This is a genomic window from Pseudoalteromonas sp. MEBiC 03607, assembly GCF_004792295.1.
Classification (GTDB): Bacteria; Pseudomonadota; Gammaproteobacteria; order Enterobacterales; family Alteromonadaceae; genus Pseudoalteromonas; species Pseudoalteromonas lipolytica_C.
Genome location: NZ_SRRY01000001.1, coordinates 589,961 through 610,875, shown reverse-complemented (window position 1 = coordinate 610,875; position 20,915 = coordinate 589,961). Strand labels below are relative to the sequence as shown.

The window sequence follows — 20,915 nt, the reverse complement described above, 5'->3', positions numbered from 1 at the left end:
ATAACTCGATAAGCTAAAAACAGGCTTTAAAAGGACGCTTAAAATATGAAATTCATAAACTTAGTTGCTATCTCTTTGGCCATCAGTGGACTATTTAGCAGCCCATTAATGGCACAGCAGCAAACCTGCCTTTCTCAGCTTGAAGACCAAGCTTTGATGATGAAAAGTAAGCGCGAAGGACTGTTTAGAGAGCCATTACCACGCAGCCATAGCACCTTTAGCTATAATATCGAGCAAGCATTTAGTGACTATTTAACCGCTGCTTACCTTGAAATTAGCAGTGAAAATCCGCGAGCGAACTTACCATGCCCAGTTTATACCGATACCTATCAGCAACTTGTTGCACAAGGTTCTCGACCTGCTAACGCAACAATTGCCGATTTAATTAGCCCATTCGAACTTAAACAGGCCGATAGCCGCAAAGCTGTACTTTTAATCCATGGTTTAACCGACTCTCCATTTACCTACCATGACCTTGCACAGGTGTATTATCAACAAGGTTATACAGTTCGCACAATTTTACTGCCGGGGCATGGTACTGCCGCAGCAGCTTTGCAAGAGGTTGATGCTGATGATTGGCGAAAAGCCAGTGTGTATGCCATTGAGCGCACATTAAAAGACTTTGATCAGGTAATATTAGGGGGCTACTCAACGGGTGCAGCACTGGTTGTTGATTACTTAACTCAAGCTCCTGTTGATAATAAAATTACTGCTGCGATGTTGTTTTCACCAGCAAGTGAGCCACACAATAAAAACGGTTGGTTGGCCAAATGGGTCGATGCAATTCCATTTGTTAATTGGATTGATAAAGACGCGGATCTGGATTTTGCTAAGTATGAGTCGTTTCCATTTAGTGCAGCCTCAGCTAGCCACGAAGCAATGAGCCGTATTAGCCTTGATGAGCTTCGTTATCGTCAACTGCCGAATGTCGCAATATTTAGCACCTTTAGTGATGTTGACACCACAATAGATAATCAAGCGACCTTTAAATTACTAGCTAAACTGCACGACCCAAAAGCGCGTAAAAATAACCAGCTTGATCGGCTAGTTTACTACGGTGACGACGATAATATCCCCGCCAGCTTTCCAGCTGATTACCACATAATTCGTGATGACTGCGACACCGATGACTGTAAAAAAATCAAAGGAATGTCACATATTGGTATTGTTAATAAACCCAGCAACCCTTACTACGGTCGCACAGCATTGTATCGCAATTGCGGAAGCTACTTAGATGACGATAAACTTTATACAGCCTGCAAATACCAAAAAGACGTTGTGATGGGTGAACGAACAGCCGAAAATTTACAAGCGCACAAACCCTTTGCACGACTCACGTTTAACCCTTATTTCGATAAGCTTGCTATGCATATCAACGGTTTTATCAAAGATATTGAATCGGCTGCACAATGAGTGAGTTTAACCACCACTGGTTTAATCAAATAAGCGAGGTTGATGCCGCTCTTTGGCAGTCATTTTTTGATGATACGCCCTTTACTGATCACGCTTTTTTAGAGGCTTTAGAGCAAACAGGCTGTGTGAGTGAAGAGTCGGGCTGGCAACCTATGCACTTAGCAATTTACCAGCAAGAACAGGTCATAGCCTTACTACCGGGGTATCTAAAACACCATTCTTATGGTGAATATGTATTTGACTGGGCTTGGGCTGAAGCTTATCAACAGCATGGCTTAGAGTATTACCCTAAATGGCTGTGTGGCGTGCCATTCACACCTATTGCAGGGCAACGAATTAGTATAAATCACAATGACGCCGCAAAGATCTATGCGTATATTCAGCACATACTCACAGCAACAGCAGCGCAGTTAGGCTGGTCAGGTTGGCATATAAATTTTTGCCACCAGCAACAAGCGACTGCATTAACTAGCGACACCGTAATGCAACGTCATGGCGTGCAGTTTCAGTGGTTTAATGAAGACTATAAATGCTTTGATGATTTTTTAGCTTCACTCACCGCAAGAAAGCGTAAATCGCTCAAAAAAGAACGCGCTAAAATAACTGAACAACAGATAGTCATAGAATGGCTCGAAGGTACTGACATCAGCAAGCAGCACATGCAGCAATTTAGTCATTTTTACCGCCAAACCTATTTGAAGCGCTCAGGCCACAATGGTTATTTGAATACCGCCTTTTTCGAATTATTACAGCAGAGCATGGCCGACAAACTGGTATTAATGTTCGCTAAGTATCAAGGAGAGGTGATTGCCGCCACACTCAGTTTTAAAGATAAGAATTGTTTATATGGTCGTTACTGGGGAACAAATTATGAGCTTGATAGTTTGCACTTTGAGCTTTGCTACTATCAAGGCATTGAGTACTGCATTGCCAACAAACTTAAACAGTTCCACTCTGGCGCGCAAGGTGAGCATAAAATAAGTCGCGGATTTAAGCCCGTATATACCTATTCACTGCATCATATTCAGCACGGTGATTTTGCAGCAGCCATTAATGATTTTATTCGCAGAGAACGCCAACATATGGCGCTCTATAAAGCACAATGCGAAAGCTTACTGCCGTTTAAACAGCAATAATTGGTTGTTCGCTGGCATTTGCACATCTTCAACAAAGGTTAAGCCAGCTTGCTCTGCAAGTTGGCAAATCGCTTCAAAATCACGAATTGCACTATTAGCATCTTGCTGTTTTAAAAAAGCATCAAACTCAGCATTACTGGCACTGGTATACTTACCTTGATACTTAAATGGCCCATAAATACATAACTTTCCTTTAGGCGCTAAATGCTTTGCTACTCCTTGAAAAAAGCGCTCCACCAGTGGCCAACTAATAATGTGCATCGTATTCGCGGTGAAAATAGCATTCACTGTATCAACTGGCCAAGGATCATTAAGATCGAGTGTGAGTGGTGCATGCAAGTTAGTTAGTGCAGCTTCTTGATGCCATTGTAATATCCCAGGGTGATTAACCTCACGATCACTACAATGCCACTGCAAGTGTGCTAAATGCGTTGCAAAATGCACGCTATGTTGCCCGGTACCTGAGCCAACCTCTAATACATTCGTTACATCAGAAAAGAACTCTATTAATACCTTTAAAATAGGTGACTTATTGTTTTCACAGGCTTGAGAGAAAGGTTTATCCATACAAATTAATGCACCATGTTTGGTAATTAGTGCACAACAGTAAAGCAAAAATAATCACTAAAGTCGCGGGTAATTTATTAGATAAAAATATAAAAACAACAAATTCAAAAGCTTATCTATTTTTGTCAATATTGGTACAGCTTATGCTATTTCATAAGTGAATTAATCAATAGGAGCAACATTATGTATATCTCACCCTACACCGCTGTAGATGCAGCACTTGCAGCCAGCGAACGTGCTGAAAGCGAAAAAGCCGCCTTAACTAGTTGTGACGACAGAGCAACCGTTATCGACCTTCTTTCTCAATGTAACAAAGAAAATGTACAGGCGCCGAAAAAACATGAAACAGACCAGATTTTTATTCTCGGCTACAATTAATCACACACAGTTAATCCATTCAGTCTTAGCTACACTAGATAAGACTTGCACTAAAACCGATTAGCTGTAATGATAACTATTATCATTACAGCTAATCGGTTTTTCTATGCACTCTCACAATGCTATGCTCCAGTATCAGCGGCAAATGAAATGTGTTTGCCAAAGACCAGGGCTACATGCCCCAGCACTTGTTGCTAACTATGTTGAAGCGGGTTTGAACATTGCACGCTATTACGAAAAACATCACAACTTTATTTTGCAAGAGCTGTATCTAAGACGCACCTTTCATGAACTACTTGAAAAGATGTGTGATTCATTAGTGCATAATGCAATTCGTAAACAATGTTTGGCCCAGCTTTATAAACCGCAACTTGCGCTAAAGCGTTACTACAAAACTCATAACTGTATTGAAAAGTATTTCAGTTTGGAGCGAGAAGCGTGGCTTCTCAGCCAAGAATTTAACCCGATTTAGGAGTGTTTATGAGCCAATTTAGAACCGAATCAGATAGCATGGGTGAACTACAAGTCCCTGCCAATGCTTTGTATCAAGCTCAAACGCAACGTGCTATCAATAATTTTAAAATTAGTGGCTTAGCCATGCCTAAGCAATTTATCACCGCCCTTGCCTACATTAAACAAGCTGCCGCGCAAAGCAATGCAGCTTTAGGCCATTTGAGCCAAGGTAAAGCAAAAGCAATTGAGCAAGCATGCCAAGAGATCATCGACGGTAAACATTTTTCAGAGTTTCCAGTTGATGTATTTCAGACCGGCTCAGGTACTAGCTCAAATATGAATGCCAATGAAGTTATTGCAACACTAGCGAGTAAATTTGCAGGCGAAACCATTCACCCCAACGATGATGTGAACATGGGACAAAGCTCAAATGATGTGATCCCTACTGCGATTGCGGTAAGTAGCGCCATTAACATCATTTATGAACTATTTCCTAAACTCGATAAACTCAGTCAAAGCCTTCAAAACAAACAAGCCGAAGTGGGCCATATTGTTAAAACTGGCCGCACTCATTTAATGGATGCAATGCCTGTGAGTTTTGCACAAACATTGGCTGCATGGCAGTTACAAGTGGATCATGCAATGGCTGGGATTCGCCAAGCACTTGAGCGAGTTTGTGAACTTGCGCAAGGTGGCACAGCCGTAGGTACCGGTATTAATGCCGACCCTGCGTTTGCCGGTGAGTTTTGCCAACACTTGAGTGAGAATGTCGGTATTCGCTTTAGCCCAAGCAAAAACTTCTTTTACAACATAGGATCACAAGACGCCATTGTTGCGCTGTCAGGTCAGCTAAAGGTACTTGCTGTAGCACAAATGAAAATAGCGAATGACTTACGCTGGATGAACTCAGGCCCTCTTGCTGGCCTTGGTGAAATTGAGCTTGAAGCTTTACAACCTGGCTCATCAATTATGCCGGGTAAAGTAAACCCAGTGATCCCTGAAGCTGCCGCTATGGTCAGCGCACAAGTAATTGGTAATGACGCCACCATTACCGTGGCTGGTCAAGCAGGTAATTTTGAGCTCAATGTGATGCTACCTGTGATTGCCCTAAACATTTTGCAAAGTATTGAACTACTGGCAAATAGTAGTGAAGCACTGGCAGATAAAGCGATTGCCAGCTTTAAAGTAAACCAAAGCAATGTTGATAAAGCGCTCGCTAAAAACCCAATTCTGGTTACTGCGCTTAATCCGGTGATCGGCTATAGCAAAGCCGCAAAAATTGCCAAATTAGCTTATCAAGAAGGTCGTCCTATTATTGATGTTGCTGCAGAGCACACTGATATTTCGCGCGAAGAATTGAGTGAATTACTTGACCCTGCCAAACTAACCCAAGGTGGTTTATAGAACTTTTATCCTACTGTAGCTCTGTGAATACAGAGCTACTTACTGAAAGCTAACGTTTTTATTGCTCCACTTTGAGCAATGTGTATGATAGTGAGTACTTATTCAACGATTTTTAGGTATGTTATGCGCTATCCTCTATTGGCAATTTTATTTCCTGTGTTATTAACTGCGTGTTCGGACAATAATGAGCAAGCCGAATCAACGGCAACCAGCAATAAACTTGTCGAGGCGCCAAAAGCCGTTGAAATAAAAAACGCTGAAGAAGTGAGCAAAGCAGCCCCAGATAAAGCCACTATTAGCTCTGCCCACGAACAACTTAAACAGCTAATCGATGATCCAAGCTGTGATAACAGCAGCCAATGTAAAGTATTACCTGTTGGTAGTCGCGCCTGTGGTGGGCCAAGTAGCTTCATTGTTTATTCAAGCAAAACAGCTAACACTGCTGAGGTTGAAAAACTTGCAAAAGACATCACCGCCCTTGAAAAGCAATTTAACGCAGCAAACGACATGATGAGTATTTGTCAGCATCTAACCGCACCGGGTGCGCAGTGTTCTGAGAATACTTGTGTTAGAATCGAAGGCTCAGCGGCAAGTGTATACTAAGGAATAAGCAATAATGGTTCGTTCATCGACTTTTAAGAAACTTTTCATCACCACAACTGTGTTAGCAAGTATTGCTTTAACTGGTTGTGAAACAACAACGTCAGGTAGTTCTGCACGCGTTGATTTAGGTGATTTAAATGATCAGCTGAACGATATCGTTAGTAATAATAGCTGTAATGCAAGCTTTCAATGTAAGGTGTTAGAAGTCGGTGAACGAGCATGTGGTGGCCCAAGTCGCTATGTGGTCTATTCAACGTTAAACACCGCACAAGAACAAGCGGAGCAACTTGCAGAGCGAATTACAGCGGCTGAGAAGTCATCTGAGCAAGCATTAACCGTTAACGATTGCTCGCCAGTCCTGCCGGTACAATCACTGTGTATTTCAAAGCAGTGCCAAGCAATCGAGATTAAGTAAACAATGCAATAAGGCCGGATACTATCACCACGCTGATGATACAAATCCCGGCCTTATAAATGTACTTTACCTGCATTGTATTATGCACCCAGTAAGCGTAAATGTAGCGAACAAAGTAACTTGCTGCAGTGCCAAATAATGCAAAAATAACTAAATACGCAAGTAAAATAATATCCAAAGTCATGTCACTTCTTTAAAACATCTAGTCTCAGTGTAAGGGCTTAAAGAAGTAAAGGCAAAACCTTAGCTTTTTTTACTGTGCGCAATGAGTAGTTCTGCCACACGCTGTTTCACAGCTCGCTTATCATCAGCAGCAACACCAAACCGCTCAGCCAATAAGGCAATTTCTTCATCATTTAAGTTAAACGATAAACGCTGTCTGGTTTTTTTCGACTTAACGTCGAGCTCCAAAATCTTACGGATCATATCTGATGGCGTAAGCTCTTGGTCAATGGCTTGCTTCTTAATTGATTTTTGCACTTCAGAGCTTAAATCAAACGCCATTTGTGTGGCTCTAACTGCTTGTTCCTGACGCTGCCACTTAGCTTTTGCATCACTCACTTGGCATCCCCAGGAAATAAGTCAACAATATCGCTAATTGGTCTGGTTAACGTCAGTGATACCTCTGTTTCACCGCCTTCCCAAATTTCAATATTTAAACTATGCGATTCATCATCAGAGCTTAAACAGATCATTTCACACGGCTCACCGCCCTCGTCTTCATAGCGAGGTAAAGGCTTATTACGGTAGTCCTTATTATGGAAATAACACACATAAGGTGCTTCTGTTTGTTTGTAGCTCGATGCCAAAAAGTGACTAAAACGTTCTGGGCTATTTTGTACATTAATTGCCGTTAATTCGTCTTCATCAAAAATACGAGCGAACTCATCGAGAGTAAAAATTTCATCAACATCATCGCGTTGAATTTTGATCGCAAAGTGTGCCCACTGTTCACCGTCATCTGACTCGATTTGCAAAAACACCACTTGGCCAGATTCGCTTTCGAGTACCAACTCATACTCTGCACTACGTTGATACTGATACGTTTGCACATCAGTAACTCGCAAAGTCTGTCCTTTTAACCAGCTTGGGTAAGCAAACGAATCAATCACAGTTAACATATCACCAACGAGTAATTGGCTTGGATCAGTAAGCTGACGCTCTGGAGCTTTTTTAGATTTAAAAAAGTTAAACATTGGCTGACTCCTTGTTGAAGTAAAAAAGGTAACCCAGTGCGTGGGTTACCTTTTGTTTTTCCGCTAACAGATTAGCTATTTTGTTTTGCTTTAATACGCGCCAAAATATCCGCGCTTTTCGGGCTCGTATCACCAATACCCGCTTCAGCCATTTTCGCTTTTAAATCATCGCCGTTAGTGTCAGCTTCTAATTGCTTAGCCGCACCTAACTGGTCTTGGCGGTCTTGCTGGCGTTGTTTAATACGCTCTAGAGACTCACGTGCTGATGTCATTGATGAGCTATTCGTATTTAGCGTGCTGTTTACAGCCATTGTTGCTTGCTGCACACTTTCTGTCGTTTTAACCATCGTTAATTGGCGTTGGTTTTCTTTAATCGATTTTTCAGCTTCTTTAACTTGCTGCTTTAACTGCACGATATGGTTACTAAAACCAGCTAGCACTTCTTCGTGCTCTGCTTTCTCAGCTTCAAAATCACCAATTTTTTCTGCGATTTCTAATGCTAGCGCTTCGTTGCCTTTTTCAAGCGCTTGACCTGCATACGCTTCATGCTCAGCAATTGATGCATCTAGTGCGCTAATTTTACGCTTCGTTTGCATCTCTTTTGCCATTACTTCAGTCAGGCTTTTTTTTGCACGTTGTAAGGCATTTTGTGCATCAGCAATTTCTTGTTCAAAGATACGGATACCGTTTGCATCAACAATTGCTTGTCCTGCTTCACGAGCGCCACCACGTACAGCTGTAAATAGTTTCTTTAAAATACTCATAATCTTAACTCCAGAAATTGCTAATTAATCGTTTAAATAAATGGTCACGGCTTCAAGCGCATCAATCGCATTGTCTGCCAGTGTTACCAACTCATGGGTAATATCATCAAACGATGAATTAACCGATAAGGCGCCAAAAATAGCGTACTTATCATCAATTTTTGCAAATGCGCTTAATGGAATTGGTACATTTAAACGTAGTAACGTTTCGTTTAACTCATTACGCATATCTGCTTGTACTTCGTCTTCAGCAAACAGGTAGCTAATACACAGTAATTGCTCTTCTGTTTGAGTAACAAAGATAGGTAACTCATCATTCCCATCGACGATAACTTGTAACACATCTTGCTCACCTTCGTTGGCAATCAAGAAAGACTCAAAGCTCACACCTTCCGTTTCAAAAGAAGCCAGTTTGATTGATAGTTCATTTAATTCCATGTCTCACCTTTTTACGTTTTGACATATTATGTCTGAGTTAAGATTTGCATAGCCGACATATTATGTCAACTATAAAATATCAATTTTTGTACAATTCGGTTTCAACTTGCCACGCTTGGCGGTAATAATCATATAAGGTTCCAGAACCTAATCTATTGACTTCAATCGTGTTTACTTGTTCAAAAAAATGATTCGGAAATACAAAAGAAGCCAATAAATATTCTTTACTTACCCAACGAGATGGCACGGGTAATTCGTTAATTTCACGAATTCGCTGACTTGCTGATTTGCCAGCAGTGGTCGCGATTGTCCAACCCCATTGACCAAACGAAGGAATATTTTGTTGGTATTGCTCAACATAACCAAAACCCGCAGCTTTCATTGTTTTAGCAATACTCAAAAATGCTTTCTTCGCATGATAAGGGGATGTTGATTGCACGGCCACAGCCCCGTCAGGCGCCAATAACTGACGTACATGATTGTAAAAATAGTCACTGTACATCTTATTGAGATCAGGGTGATTAGGGTCTGGTAGGTCAATTAAAATAGTGTCAAAGCGCTCGCCTTTTGCCAGCATTGCTTCGACCTCTAAAAAGGCATCTGCAATGCGAATATCAGCACGAGGGTCGCTCATAGAATGTTTATTTAGCGCTGTTAAACGTGTTCTGATTTTCTCTGGCGCATCATAGTCGCCAACATCATTACCAAATAAGTTTAACAGCTGACCATCTAAGTCAACCAGAGTGACATGCTCTACTGGCCACTTCAAAACATCACGTAATGCAAGCCCGTCACCGCCACCGATGATCAACACGCGGTCGTGGCGATTTGAAGCCAACATGGCAGGATAGACAAGCATTGAATGATAAATTTGCTCATCCACACTTGAGAACTGTAAACGGCCATTTAGATAAAGATCAGTAATTGCATTCGGCTGATTGCGACTCAAACGCTCAGTTAACACCAAGTGCTGATACTTAGTTGCTTGCGAGTAGATGACTTTATCTTTGTATAAAACATTACTTAGGTTTTTCATCCAGCTAGTGCCAAGCACAAGCACAAACGCAAAAAACACCAACAAAAGTCCATGGCAAACTAACAGTAGCTTAGCGAAGCAAACATGTTGATGATAGCGCCATAAGAACACGAGACCGGCAATAATATTAAATAATGCCGTCCAAGCTGCTGCTTGCATAATTGGCATCGCGAGCATAATACTCACCCAAATAGCAGCACCGACACCGGCACCAATATAATCTGCCCCGTAAATGGTACCCGCATTGTTTTCTAAAAAGCGCCCGTAGACTTGCTGACGAATACGCGCAATTAGCGGGATCTCCATACCGATTAATAGCCCAAGTAATAGACCAAACACATAGGGCAAGAAACGCGACCACTCTTGCAGCTTTTCAAACACGTAGCCGTTAAGTACGGTATCTGGAGGCAGGTTAAAAATTTCAGAGAAGATATGTGGTAATGAATAACTGACAGCGATAACACTCGCAATCGCTAAAATACAGCCCATGCCGACCAAAGCAATAATGCTCTCAAGCCAAGCAAAAGCAGTAAATGCATCTTTAAACCAACGCGCTAAAAATGCACCGATCCCCATTGCTACAATCATGGTGCCAATCATGGCATAAATGGCACTCTCGACCGAGCCTAAGACACGACCTGCATAATGAGATAGAAGGTATTCATAAATAAGGCCGCACCCAGCGAGTACGGCCATAACAGATATTAATAGGAAATCATGCCCAAGTAGATTGGCTCTACTTGGGGCGCTTGTTGTAGTAGACACTAATTAGGCACCTAACAAGGTTGCCATAGTCGAACCAATCGCAAATGAAACCGCTGCTGAAATAGCGGCTACACCTACGTTCTTCTGACGGTTCACTTCGTCTGAAATATCACAACCAGATAGGATGATTTTGATAGTCACTAAGTGTAGTAAAATGAAGGCAACTAAACTTACCGCTGCACTTAATGCCCAGTAACCTAAACTAGCTACAATATTATCAGCCGCATAAGGAGCAATACCTGATGCAGCAGTTAATGCCAATGCACTGCCCACTAAAAAGCCAGCGTAACGAATACCCACAGCTAAGTTGCCGTCTATAACCGCTTGTTGTAAGCAATCGCCACTGCGATTAGTACGTTTGAATAACTGCACGCGATATTGACTGATCAGTAGCATCGCAATGCTGCCAATTGCAAAGGCCGCGATCACGATTGGAATACCATGCCAGCCTTCGGTTGCCACCCAAAATAAAGCTGAGCGAATCACAATAGCAACACTCACTACATGACCAAAATCAATCAGTGCCGCAGTTGCGTTACCTTTTACGATTTCGTCATGCAGGCTCACTTTACGAAGCGCTACCTTGTCTTGGAAGAAATGACCAAGCTTAATAAGCACAATTGCCATCACACCATAACCTAGCATTTGTAATGCTTCTTGTTGCAAGGTTGGTGCAAATGAGCCGCTGCTTACACCACTAAGAACAATTGCCAGTGCCACAAGCCCCGCAGCAAAACTAATACCAAAAGCAAAATTGTCACGCTCAGTTATTTCATCATTAGCGTGTAAGTTAGACACCCAGCCTTTGATAAATTTTAGGCTGACAAATAAAGCGATAATGATTGCAAAGTCGATTGCTAAAGCTTGCAACGACCAAGTTGTTATTCCATTAAATTCATACATATGTTGTAACTCCGGTGGTTATTCTTTTCACTACTTACCGCGGCTAATGCCACGTGATGTTCTGCTCGAGCTGTTGCGTAATGACCCAGAGCTTTTACTGTAACTACTGCTAGAAGCATAGCTACTACGTGTGCGTGGCGGCGTATAGCTGCTACGGCTTAATCCAGATGCACCACTGCGCTTAGTGGCATACGGACTAGTGAATTGTTTACCTTGGCGTTGATAAGACTGACGAGTTCGCGTCTCAACAGTCTGTTGTGCTTTAATCTGTTTTGGACTCGAATAACGATAACGGCCATAGTCATTGTAATAACTGTACTTTCTATGACGGCTCCAGCGACCATATTCAACTCGGTCAAATACATCACCCAACATGCGATACATTCCATACCAAACCCAAAAGCTGGTACCGCTGCTATTTGTTTGCCACTGCCCATAGTTAGGGTTGCCAACTAATTGGTTACCAACGCTTTCACCTTCAGCTGCTTCACTAATTGCACCAACCCGCGCTAGTGAGCCCTGCGACATATCGGCAAGCATATTTATAGGATCAGTCAGCGCATCCTGAAATAAAGATGGCTTGGCAGCATCACGAATAAGATCAAGTTGATGAAGGGTATCTTCATAAGGGGGTATTAGATAAGTAGACTTAACATCTGCTAAACGTTGTTTAAGACCTGTATAGATAGCCCCTTCACGAGTGGCATCAAGACTAATTACTCGCGCGATCTCAGAAAGTTGCGGCTGCTGCTCAGCAAGCACCTGTCCGTATTGTTTAAGTATCGTCGCATTACGCAAAGAGCCATTATCAAGCGCTGTACCAAGCTGATTTAATTCAACCTCAGCTTTTTCTATGGATTGTTGTATTGTTTGTTTAAGCTGCTCTTCTTTCGACTCACAGCCCATAAGCAAGCTTACCAAACAAAACAGGCTAATAAGTTTCCAAGCTTTTATTTGAGACATTCATGTCACCTGATTGTGGTTTAAAAACGCAAATAGTTTTACATAGCTCAGGTACTAAACCAAGATTAAAATTGCAACAAAGGGTAAATTGGGTCGTGAATTGCTAGTTAGAAAGGGGAAAGTTTAAAGCCTGGCGTAGGTTGGGTAGAGCGCAGCGAAACCCAACACAGTGCTATCAGCTTTCAGCCGTCAGCGATCAGCCGCGCGGTCGAGGTGTTTGGTGCTGCGTCTTCCTCTGCCGGAGGTTCTAGGCAAAGTGTACTTGTAGGAATGGCTTTAGCCGTAAATGTTTTTGTAAAGGTCTGAATTCGGCACTGAAGTGCCTCCTACGGGGGTTGTTGCTGAGGGAGACTCTCTACTAAACAACCCAACAATTCAACTTTACCCTTGCTAACTAGCAACTCGCTAACTCGTTGGGTTTCGCTCCGCTCTACCCAACCTACCTGGAGGGTAAGCAAGGAGAGTGATGAGGACGACTCTGTACAGGACAACCCCACATTTCAACTGACGTCTGACAGCTGAAAGCTGACAGCTCCAGACGCAAAAAAGCCCGACTCTTTCGAATCGGGCTTTCTTTAATTTGGAGCCTGGCGATGTCCTACTTTCACATGGCAAATGCCACACTATCATCGGCGCTGTTTCGTTTCACTACTGAGTTCGGCATGGGGTCAGGTGGGTCCAAAACGCTATTGTCACCAAGCAAATTTGGGGCGTTAATCGCTTTTGCAATTAACTAAAATTCGGAATTCTGATATCAAGTAAATGTCTACTTTAGTTTCTTAACTTCTGTTCGTTACGCTGTCATAAAACGCGTTTGGCGTTGTATGGTTAAGCCTCACGGGTAATTAGTACAGGTTAGCTTAATGGCTCGCACCACTTCCACACCCTGCCTATCAACGTTGTAGTCTTCAACGGCCCTTCAGAGACTTTAAAAGTCTAGTGAGAACTCATCTCGAGGCCTGCTTCGCGCTTAGATGCTTTCAGCGCTTATCAGTTCCGAACGTAGCTACCGGGCAGTGCCATTGGCATGACAACCCGAACACCAGCGGTTCGTTCACTCCGGTCCTCTCGTACTAGGAGCAACCCCTCTCAATTCTCAAACGCCCACGGCAGATAGGGACCGAACTGTCTCACGACGTTCTAAACCCAGCTCGCGTACCACTTTAAATGGCGAACAGCCATACCCTTGGGACCGACTTCAGCCCCAGGATGTGATGAGCCGACATCGAGGTGCCAAACACCGCCGTCGATATGAACTCTTGGGCGGTATCAGCCTGTTATCCCCGGAGTACCTTTTATCCGTTGAGCGATGGCCCTTCCATTCAGAACCACCGGATCACTATGACCTACTTTCGTACCTGCTCGACGTGTCTGTCTCGCAGTTAAGCTGGCTTCTACCATTACACTAACCGTACGATGTCCGACCGTACTTAGCCAACCTTCGTGCTCCTCCGTTACTCTTTGGGAGGAGACCGCCCCAGTCAAACTACCCACCAGGCACTGTCCGTAATCCCGATAAGGGACCAACGTTAGAACATCAACACTACAAGGGTGGTATTTCAAGGACGGCTCCACAAAGACTAGCGTCTCTGCTTCAAAGCCTCCCACCTATCCTACACATGTAGGGTCAATGTTCAGTGCCAAGCTGTAGTAAAGGTTCACGGGGTCTTTCCGTCTAGCCGCGGGTACACAGCATCTTCACTGCGATTTCAATTTCACTGAGTCTCGGGTGGAGACAGCGTGGCCATGGTTACACCATTCGTGCAGGTCGGAACTTACCCGACAAGGAATTTCGCTACCTTAGGACCGTTATAGTTACGGCCGCCGTTTACCGGGGCTTCGATCAAGAGCTTCGTCCGAAAACTAACCCCATCAATTAACCTTCCGGCACCGGGCAGGTGTCACACCGTATACGTCATCTTGCGATTTTGCACAGTGCTGTGTTTTTAATAAACAGTCCCAGCCACCTGGTCACTGCGGCTCCCGTCCGCTTAGAGAGCAAGTCTCATCACAGATAGGAGCGTACCTTCTCCCGAAGTTACGGTACGATTTTGCCTAGTTCCTTCACCCGAGTTCTCTCAAGCGCCTTAGTATTCTCTACCTGACCACCTGTGTCGGTTTGGGGTACGATTCGGTATAATCTGAAGCTTAGAGGCTTTTCCTGGAAGTATGGCATCAACAACTTCACACCCTTAGGTGCTCGTCTCGTGTCTCAGTCTTAGCAACCCGGATTTTCCTAAGTCACCAACCTACTCACTTTCACATGGACAACCAACGCCATGCTTGTTTAGCCTGCTCCGTCCCCCCATCGCAATTATACCAAGTACGGGAATATTAACCCGTTTCCCATCGACTACGCCTTTCGGCCTCGCCTTAGGGGTCGACTTACCCTACCCTGATTAACATGGGATAGGAACCCTTGGTCTTCCGGCGTGCGGGTTTTTCACCCGCATTATCGTTACTCATGTCAGCATTCGCACTTCTGATACCTCCAGCATACCTCCCGGTACACCTTCAACGGCTTACAGAACGCTCCCCTACCACTCATACATAGTATGAATCCGCAGCTTCGGTGCATAGTTTAGCCCCGTTACATCTTCCGCGCAGACCGACTCGACCAGTGAGCTATTACGCTTTCTTTAAAGGGTGGCTGCTTCTAAGCCAACCTCCTGGCTGTCTGGGCCTTTCCACATCGTTTCCCACTTAACTATGACTTTGGGACCTTAGCTGGCGGTCTGGGTTGTTTCCCTCTTCACGACGGACGTTAGCACCCGCCGTGTGTCTCCCGGATAGTACTTTACGGTATTCGGAGTTTGCAAAGGGTTGGTAAGTCGGGATGACCCCCTAGCCTTAACAGTGCTCTACCCCCGTAAGTATTCGTCCGAGGCTCTACCTAAATAGATTTCGGGGAGAACCAGCTATCTCCCGGTTTGATTAGCCTTTCACTCCTAGCCACAGGTCATCCCCTAACTTTTCAACGTTAGTGGGTTCGGTCCTCCAGTTGATGTTACTCAACCTTCAACCTGCCCATGGCTAGATCACCGGGTTTCGGGTCTATACCTTGCAACTATACGCCCAGTTAAGACTCGGTTTCCCTACGGCTACCCTAATCGGTTAACCTCGCTACAAAATATAAGTCGCTGACCCATTATACAAAAGGTACGCAGTCACCCTCGAAGGGCTCCTACTGCTTGTACGTACACGGTTTCAGGTTCTATTTCACTCCCCTCACAGGGGTTCTTTTCGCCTTTCCCTCACGGTACTGGTTCACTATCGGTCAGTTGGGAGTATTTAGCCTTAGATGATGGTCCACCTATATTCAGTCAAAGTTTCACGTGCTCCGACCTACTCGATTTCACTTAAGATGCATTTTCGTGTACGGGACTATCACCCTGTATCGTCAAACTTTCCAGAATGTTCCACTAACACATAATAAGCTTAAGGGCTGGTCCGGTTTCGCTCGCCGCTACTTCCGGAATCTCGGTTGATTTCTGTTCCTACGGGTACTTAGATGTTTCAGTTCTCCGCGTTCGCCTCTTACACCTATGTATTCAGTGCAAGATACCTGCAAGCAGGTGGGTTTCCCCATTCGGAAATCCTAGTCTCAAGCGCTTTTTACTAGCTTGACTAGGCTTATCGCAAGTTAATACGTCCTTCATCGCCTCCAACTGCCAAGGCATCCACCGTGTACGCTTAGTCACTTAACCATACAACCCAAACGGGTCTTTGTTAGTGACAGCTGTTAACTTCGCCAGAAGTTAATTCATCAAATAATGATGAGAATACTAAAGTAGATACCGATTAATCATTACTGATTAACTGGCATATTTTTACTTTTGAAAACTCTTTATAGATACGAATATCTATAAGAATTTTAATATCAGCTTTCCAAATTTTTAAAGAGCAAGAGAATAAACTTCTCAAAATTAAACACACTCTATTCTCAAGCAGTTTATTACCTGATTAAGAATGTTTATTTTTAAGGAGTAAAAGTGGTGGAGCTAAGCAGGATCGAACTGCTGACCTCCTGCGTGCAAGGCAGGCGCTCTCCCAGCTGAGCTATAGCCCCACATATGCTGGTACTTATTGCTTAATTTGCCACTTCAGAAGAAGTGGTGGGTCTGAGTAGATTTGAACTACCGACCTCACCCTTATCAGGGGTGCGCTCTAACCAACTGAGCTACAGACCCAAACAATAAGTGTTGTTCTCTTTACAATTAACAATCATCTGTGTGGACACTACGAACAAATAAGTTCTAAATCGTATAAGGAGGTGATCCAGCCCCAGGTTCCCCTAGGGCTACCTTGTTACGACTTCACCCCAGTCATGAATCACTCCGTGGTGAACGTCCTCCCGAAGGTTAGACTATCCACTTCTGGAGCAACCCACTCCCATGGTGTGACGGGCGGTGTGTACAAGGCCCGGGAACGTATTCACCGCATCATTCTGATATGCGATTACTAGCGATTCCGACTTCATGGAGTCGAGTTGCAGACTCCAATCCGGACTACGACGCACTTTAAGTGATTCGCTTACCCTCGCAGGTTCGCAGCACTCTGTATGCGCCATTGTAGCACGTGTGTAGCCCTACACGTAAGGGCCATGATGACTTGACGTCGTCCCCACCTTCCTCCGGTTTATCACCGGCAGTCTCCTTAGAGTTCCCGACCGAATCGCTGGCAACTAAGGATAGGGGTTGCGCTCGTTGCGGGACTTAACCCAACATCTCACAACACGAGCTGACGACAGCCATGCAGCACCTGTATCAGAGTTCCCGAAGGCACCAAACCATCTCTGGTAAGTTCTCTGTATGTCAAGTGTAGGTAAGGTTCTTCGCGTTGCATCGAATTAAACCACATGCTCCACCGCTTGTGCGGGCCCCCGTCAATTCATTTGAGTTTTAACCTTGCGGCCGTACTCCCCAGGCGGTCTACTTAATGCGTTAGCTTTGAAAAACAACTCCGAAGAGTCGAGCTTCTAGTAGACATCGTTTACGGCGTGGACTACCAGGGTATCTAATCCTGTTTGCTCCCCACGCTTTCGTACATGAGCGTCAGTGTTGACCCAGGTGGCTGCCTTCGCCATCGGTATTCCTTCAGATCTCTACGCATTTCACCGCTACACCTGAAATTCTACCACCCTCTATCACACTCTAGTTTGCCAGTTCGAAATGCAGTTCCCAGGTTGAGCCCGGGGCTTTCACATCTCGCTTAACAAACCGCCTGCGTACGCTTTACGCCCAGTAATTCCGATTAACGCTCGCACCCTCCGTATTACCGCGGCTGCTGGCACGGAGTTAGCCGGTGCTTCTTCTGTAAGTAACGTCACAGCTAAGTGCTATTAACACTTAACCTTTCCTCCTTACTGAAAGTGCTTTACAACCCGAAGGCCTTCTTCACACACGCGGCATGGCTGCATCAGGCTTGCGCCCATTGTGCAATATTCCCCACTGCTGCCTCCCGTAGGAGTCTGGGCCGTGTCTCAGTCCCAGTGTGGCTGATCATCCTCTCAAACCAGCTAGGGATCGTCGCCTTGGTGAGCCATTACCTCACCAACTAGCTAATCCCACTTGGGCTAATCTTATGGCGTGAGGCCCGAAGGTCCCCCACTTTGGTCCAAAGACATCATGCGGTATTAGCAGTCGTTTCCAACTGTTGTCCCCCACCATAAGGCATATTCCCAAGCATTACTCACCCGTCCGCCGCTCGTCAGCAAAGTAGCAAGCTACTCTCTGTTACCGCTCGACTTGCATGTGTTAGGCCTGCCGCCAGCGTTCAATCTGAGCCATGATCAAACTCTTCAATTAAAAGTTTTTTGAAACCGAAGTTTCGTGCTCAATGAATTCTGTATAAATTGACTATATAGTCACTCATAAGAAATTGAGACTCTAAATTTGTTTGCGTCATCTAGCGAACTAGAATCTGCTGTTAGAACTCAATCTGTACGAGTGCCCACACAGATGATTGCTTTATATTGTTAAAGAACGTTGCGACGTTGTCGCTAGGGATGCGTATAATACATCCTTAATTTTTCGAGTCAATACTTAATTTCAAACTTTCTTTCGATAATTTGAAACCAAAGTTTCACTTAACTCTCTGCTACGTTGTTCAGCGTCTTTCGTTGCTGCCCGCCGTGTCAGTGGGGTCGCATTATAGGGAGATGGATTTTTTACGCAAGCACTTTTTTCAATAAAATTTAAAAAAATGTACTGTTCGCTCAGCTTTTGAACTAAACACCCTAAAACTGGGTGTTTTGCAGTCAATTTAGGCCTGTTTGGGTGTATTTATTTGCTTCGCTGTTACACTAGACTGAGCGCATTTTAAAATTAAAAGGTGAATTTATGACTATCCGTTCTTATAAAGGGATCACTCCGACATACGATAATAGTGTTTATATTGATGAGTCATCGGTTTTAGTCGGTGATATTACGCTTGGTAAAGATTCAAGTGTATGGCCTCTTGTTGCTGCGCGAGGTGATGTTAACTATATACGTATTGGTGAACGTACGAACATTCAAGACGGCAGTGTTTTACATTTAACTCGTGCCTCTAAGTCAAACCCCGATGGTTACCCTCTTATTATTGGTGATGATGTCACTGTTGGTCATAAGGTTATGCTACACGGTTGCCAACTTGGTAATCGTATACTTGTTGGTATGAGCGCAATAGTAATGGATAACGCAGTTGTTGAAGATGATGTGATCATTGGTGGTGGTTCACTGGTACCACCTAACAAGCGTTTAGAGTCTGGTTACCTTTATGTAGGTAGCCCTGTAAAACAGGCTCGCCCTTTAACAGAGCAAGAGCGCGCCTTTTTAAAAATCTCTGCTGATAATTATGTTCAGCTTAAAGATGAATACTTAGCTGAGGGCTAAAACACTTCGGTTAATTCAATTTGTCCTGCCGAGTTATACTGCTCATCTTCGATCAGTTGCTCGGCGAGCTCTTCGTAATCGAAACGATAAGATTCAAAGTAATTAACCGCACTGCTTTGATCTGCAAAATCATACTTGCTGGTATCAATAACACACTCCACCATCAAACCACTTACTTGTGCGAAGAATACCAACTGCTTTTCTTCAGGCTTAAATTCGAGTCTGTCTATAAATTGGATAGCTTGATTCACGCAATTTCTCCTGCTTTTAGCGCGGTAACAACGGGTATGATTTCTGGCATTTTATTGCGCCATACAAAATAAGCTTGTGCCGCTTGACCAACCAGCATGCCACAACCATCGAGTGTTAGACATGCCGAGTTAATAGACTTAACCCAACTAATAAATGCGGTATCATCATTCGCATAAAACATATCGTAAGCACACTGACACTTAGCAACGTACTCTTCTGCTATACCTGGCAAGTCTCCCGTTACACTGCTTGAAGTAGAATTAATAACCACATCATAGTTGTTTGCTGGGATATCATTTAAACCAAAGCCCTGCACATCTATTTCACCATTAAAATGACTCGCTAGCGCCTGCGCCTTTTCAGCGGTACGGTTTGCTATTGTTAAGCTTTCGATTTGCTCATTCAATAATGGTTGAATAACACCGCGCGCCGCACCACCTGCTCCAATAAGCAGTACTCGCTGACCTTTTAAGGTGACATTATTGGCTAAAAGGTCTTTAACAAGCCCTACACCATCTGTGTTATCACCCAGTAGGCTACCATCTTCGAGTTGTTTAATAGTGTTGACTGCTCCAGCAATTTTCGCTTGCTCTGTGAGTTCATCGACCATGGCAAACGCCTGCTCTTTAAATGGCAATGTAACATTAGCCCCTTTACCACCGGCAGCGAAAAACTCAGCGACAGTTTTTTCAAATGCATCTGTTGGTGCTAAAATGGCGCTGTATTGTATTTGCTCGTTTAATGATGCAGCAAATTGTGCGTGTATTGCGGGTGATTTCGAATGTTTGATTGGATTTCCAAAAACCGCGTATTTATCCATAGTGAAGCAACCTCTTCGCCCTGTTGAGCTTTATTAATATTATGATTAAACGACTTTTTTCTAAATCGAAACCAACGCCTGAAACGCCTACCCCAGAGAAAACACCTTACGAAATTATTGGCGGTGAAGCTGGCGCTCGAGCAATTGCAAACCGATTTTACGACATAATGGCCACAGATGAATACGCCAAACCATTATATGATATGCATCCTCAACCTTTAGATAGAATTCGCCAAGTATTCTTTGAGTTTTTATCGGGCTGGCTGGGCGGCCCTGACCTATTCGTTGAAAAATATGGTCACCCAATGCTCAGAAAGCGTCACATGCCTTTCCCTATTGATCAAGACTTACGTGATCAATGGATGCATTGCATGAATAAAACGCTCGATATCGAAATTGATAACCCACTACTTCGCGAAGGGTTAAGACAATCGTTATCGCAACTCGCCAGCCATATGATTAATCAAAATTAACTAAGCTTTGCGCTATATCAATGTACGCTTTTTCTAAATAAAGATAATAAAATTTCCTTAA

20 protein-coding genes, 2 tRNA genes and 3 rRNA genes are annotated in these 20,915 nt (G+C 43.9%); 9 read left to right on the top strand and 16 right to left on the bottom strand.

Annotated features, from left to right (window positions below):
• Positions 1 to 45 precede the first annotated feature (45 nt).
• Both E5N72_RS02720 and E5N72_RS02715 read left to right on the top strand, forming a co-directional pair.
• Positions 46 to 1,413: an alpha/beta fold hydrolase gene (locus E5N72_RS02720; RefSeq protein ID WP_135923122.1), complete on the top strand. Its 1,368-nt coding sequence runs from the start codon at positions 46 to 48 to the stop codon at positions 1,411 to 1,413.
• Complete coding sequence (locus tag E5N72_RS02715) at positions 1,410 to 2,549, top strand: GNAT family N-acetyltransferase (protein WP_135923121.1); 1,140 nt, start codon at positions 1,410 to 1,412, stop codon at positions 2,547 to 2,549. Before E5N72_RS02720 ends, E5N72_RS02715 begins: the two co-directional genes overlap by 4 nt.
• On the opposite strand, the gene E5N72_RS02710 is transcribed toward E5N72_RS02715, so the two are convergent.
• Positions 2,526 to 3,116 (bottom strand): DUF938 domain-containing protein, encoded by a 591-nt coding sequence (locus E5N72_RS02710; RefSeq protein WP_135923120.1) that lies wholly within the window; start codon positions 3,114 to 3,116, stop codon positions 2,526 to 2,528. The genes E5N72_RS02715 and E5N72_RS02710 overlap by 24 nt on opposite strands.
• 183 nt (positions 3,117 to 3,299) lie before the next feature.
• Here E5N72_RS02710 and E5N72_RS02705 point away from each other — a divergent pair, with 183 nt between their 5' ends.
• The 5 genes from E5N72_RS02705 (at position 3,300) to E5N72_RS02685 (ending at position 6,369) form a co-directional block, all read left to right on the top strand.
• Positions 3,300 to 3,494, top strand: a complete 195-nt coding sequence (locus E5N72_RS02705) for a hypothetical protein (RefSeq protein WP_054554610.1) — start codon at positions 3,300 to 3,302, stop codon at positions 3,492 to 3,494.
• Between the two features lie 106 nt (positions 3,495 to 3,600).
• Positions 3,601 to 3,966 carry a hypothetical protein gene (locus E5N72_RS02700; protein WP_240704486.1) on the top strand — a complete coding sequence of 122 codons (366 nt, stop codon included), beginning with the start codon at positions 3,601 to 3,603 and terminating at the stop codon, positions 3,964 to 3,966.
• 8 nt (positions 3,967 to 3,974) lie between these two features.
• A complete protein-coding gene (locus tag E5N72_RS02695; RefSeq protein WP_135923119.1) occupies positions 3,975 to 5,351 on the top strand; it encodes a class II fumarate hydratase in 1,377 nt (458 codons plus the stop codon).
• 123 nt (positions 5,352 to 5,474) lie between these two features.
• On the top strand, positions 5,475 to 5,954 hold the full coding sequence (locus E5N72_RS02690) for a hypothetical protein (RefSeq protein WP_135923118.1): 480 nt from the start codon (positions 5,475 to 5,477) through the stop codon (positions 5,952 to 5,954).
• Between the two features lie 13 nt (positions 5,955 to 5,967).
• Positions 5,968 to 6,369: a hypothetical protein gene (locus tag E5N72_RS02685; RefSeq protein ID WP_135923117.1), complete on the top strand. Its 402-nt coding sequence runs from the start codon at positions 5,968 to 5,970 to the stop codon at positions 6,367 to 6,369.
• Here E5N72_RS02685 and E5N72_RS20690 read toward each other — a convergent pair.
• The 13 genes from E5N72_RS20690 to E5N72_RS02620 all read right to left on the bottom strand — a co-directional run bounded on the left by E5N72_RS20690 (position 6,362) and on the right by E5N72_RS02620 (position 18,241).
• Positions 6,362 to 6,547, bottom strand: a complete 186-nt coding sequence (locus E5N72_RS20690; RefSeq protein ID WP_054554683.1) for a hypothetical protein — start codon at positions 6,545 to 6,547, stop codon at positions 6,362 to 6,364. The genes E5N72_RS02685 and E5N72_RS20690 overlap by 8 nt on opposite strands.
• 65 nt (positions 6,548 to 6,612) lie before the next feature.
• On the bottom strand, positions 6,613 to 6,930 hold the full coding sequence (locus E5N72_RS02675; protein WP_063700569.1) for a hypothetical protein: 318 nt from the start codon (positions 6,928 to 6,930) through the stop codon (positions 6,613 to 6,615).
• Entirely contained in the window at positions 6,927 to 7,565 is a 639-nt protein-coding gene (locus E5N72_RS02670; protein WP_135923116.1) for a DUF4178 domain-containing protein, read from the bottom strand. Before E5N72_RS02670 ends, E5N72_RS02675 begins: the two co-directional genes overlap by 4 nt.
• 71 nt (positions 7,566 to 7,636) lie before the next feature.
• Positions 7,637 to 8,329: a PspA/IM30 family protein gene (locus tag E5N72_RS02665; protein WP_135923115.1), complete on the bottom strand. Its 693-nt coding sequence runs from the start codon at positions 8,327 to 8,329 to the stop codon at positions 7,637 to 7,639.
• 24 nt (positions 8,330 to 8,353) lie between these two features.
• Positions 8,354 to 8,767, bottom strand: a complete 414-nt coding sequence (locus tag E5N72_RS02660; protein WP_063700564.1) for a DUF2170 family protein — start codon at positions 8,765 to 8,767, stop codon at positions 8,354 to 8,356.
• 79 nt (positions 8,768 to 8,846) lie between these two features.
• The gene (locus tag E5N72_RS02655; RefSeq protein WP_135923114.1) at positions 8,847 to 10,568 is read right to left on the bottom strand and encodes a polyamine aminopropyltransferase; all 1,722 of its coding nucleotides are present in this window, start codon (positions 10,566 to 10,568) and stop codon (positions 8,847 to 8,849) included.
• 3 nt (positions 10,569 to 10,571) lie between these two features.
• Entirely contained in the window at positions 10,572 to 11,471 is a 900-nt protein-coding gene (locus E5N72_RS02650) for a DUF350 domain-containing protein (protein ID WP_135923113.1), read from the bottom strand.
• 30 nt (positions 11,472 to 11,501) lie between these two features.
• Positions 11,502 to 12,434, bottom strand: a complete 933-nt coding sequence (locus tag E5N72_RS02645; protein ID WP_135923112.1) for a CHAD domain-containing protein — start codon at positions 12,432 to 12,434, stop codon at positions 11,502 to 11,504.
• Positions 12,435 to 13,019: 585 nt separating this feature from the next.
• A 5S ribosomal RNA gene (gene rrf / locus E5N72_RS02640) occupies positions 13,020 to 13,134 on the bottom strand.
• Between the two features lie 124 nt (positions 13,135 to 13,258).
• Positions 13,259 to 16,141, bottom strand: a 23S ribosomal RNA gene (locus E5N72_RS02635).
• Between the two features lie 286 nt (positions 16,142 to 16,427).
• A tRNA-Ala gene (locus E5N72_RS02630) sits at positions 16,428 to 16,503 on the bottom strand.
• A 44-nt stretch (positions 16,504 to 16,547) separates the two neighbouring features.
• Positions 16,548 to 16,624 (bottom strand) — tRNA-Ile (locus E5N72_RS02625).
• Positions 16,625 to 16,700: 76 nt separating this feature from the next.
• A 16S ribosomal RNA gene (locus E5N72_RS02620) occupies positions 16,701 to 18,241 on the bottom strand.
• Together the 16S, 23S and 5S rRNA genes with 2 tRNA genes alongside form the textbook arrangement of a ribosomal RNA operon.
• A gap of 534 nt (positions 18,242 to 18,775) precedes the next feature.
• Here E5N72_RS02620 and E5N72_RS02615 point away from each other — a divergent pair.
• Positions 18,776 to 19,309, top strand: coding sequence for a gamma carbonic anhydrase family protein (locus E5N72_RS02615; RefSeq protein WP_135923111.1), 534 nt, complete (start codon positions 18,776 to 18,778; stop codon positions 19,307 to 19,309).
• Here the strand turns inward: E5N72_RS02615 and E5N72_RS02610 are convergent.
• Entirely contained in the window at positions 19,306 to 19,560 is a 255-nt protein-coding gene (locus E5N72_RS02610) for a DUF1488 domain-containing protein (RefSeq protein ID WP_054563787.1), read from the bottom strand. The genes E5N72_RS02615 and E5N72_RS02610 overlap by 4 nt on opposite strands.
• Positions 19,557 to 20,381, bottom strand: coding sequence for a shikimate dehydrogenase (gene aroE / locus E5N72_RS02605; RefSeq protein ID WP_135923110.1), 825 nt, complete (start codon positions 20,379 to 20,381; stop codon positions 19,557 to 19,559). The genes E5N72_RS02610 and aroE overlap by 4 nt, the downstream gene beginning before the upstream one ends.
• A gap of 41 nt (positions 20,382 to 20,422) precedes the next feature.
• Between aroE and E5N72_RS02600 the strand changes: the two genes are divergently transcribed.
• Positions 20,423 to 20,854, top strand: a complete 432-nt coding sequence (locus tag E5N72_RS02600; protein WP_054554758.1) for a group II truncated hemoglobin — start codon at positions 20,423 to 20,425, stop codon at positions 20,852 to 20,854.
• Positions 20,855 to 20,915: the final 61 nt, after the last annotated feature.